We start from the raw sequence: 1,022 nt of genomic DNA on the forward strand, positions 1-1,022 counted from the left end.
CCGGGTTCGGCGCCGGGTGTGGCTGTGGGGCCGGATGGTTTGGCGTATGTGATTTATACGTCGGGTTCGACGGGGGTGCCGAAGGGTGTGGCGGTTCGGCATGGGGGTGTGTCGAATCTGGTGTCGGTGTTCGGTCCGTTGATGGGTGTCGGGCCGGGTGTGGGTGTGTTGCAGTTCGCGTCGTTCAGTTTTGATGCGTCGGTTCTGGATGTGGCGGTGACGTTGGCGTGGGGTGGTGCGCTGGTGGTTGCTGGTGTGGGGGAGCGGGCTGAGCCGGGGTTGTTGCGGGGGTTGGTGGCGTCGGCCGGGGTGGGGTCGGCGAGTGTGGTGCCGTCGTTGTTGGGGGTTTTGGAGCCGGGTGATCTGGCGGGTGTGGGTTCGCTGGTGATTGGTGCGGAGGCGGTGGAGCCTTCGGTGGCGGCGGTGTGGTCGCGGGGTCGGCGGCTGGTGAATACGTATGGGCCGACGGAGGCCACGGTGATCGTGGCGGCTGGGTTGGTGGATCCGGGTGAGGCGGCGGCTGGTGGTGTGGTGCCGTTCGGGTCGCCGGTGGCCAATACGCGGTTGTTTGTGCTGGACCGGGGTTTGGGGCCGGTGCCGGTCGGGGTTGCGGGTGAGTTGTATGTGGCGGGTGCTCAGTTGGCGCGTGGTTATCACGGGCGTGCGGGGTTGAGTGCGGAGCGGTTTGTGGCGTGTCCGTTCGGTGTGGCGGGTGAGCGGATGTATCGGACGGGGGATCTGGTTCGTTGGGGTGCGGATGGTCGTCTGGTGTTCGTGGGGCGTGCGGATGAGCAGGTGAAGGTTCGTGGGTTCCGGATCGAGCTGGGTGAGGTCCAGGCGGTTGTGGGTGGTCATGCGGGGGTTGCGCGGGCGGCGGTCGTGGCTCGTGAGGACATGCCTGGTGAGGTCCGTCTCGTCGCCTATGTGGTGGGCGAACAGGACGCCGACCGTGAGGAACTGGTTCAGGGTGTACGCCGGTTCACGGCTTCACGTCTGCCGGAGTACATGGTCCCGGCCGCGGT

1 protein-coding gene is annotated in these 1,022 nt (G+C 66.9%); it reads left to right on the top strand.

Features of this window, described 5'->3' with window-relative positions; translation table 11 throughout:
• Positions 1-75 precede the first annotated feature (75 nt).
• A partial coding sequence (locus ACZ4LX_RS38275) for an AMP-binding protein (RefSeq protein ID WP_467721428.1) occupies positions 76-1,022 on the top strand: 947 nt, incomplete at its 3' end.

Source organism: Streptomyces sp. NPDC026062 (assembly GCF_055568375.1).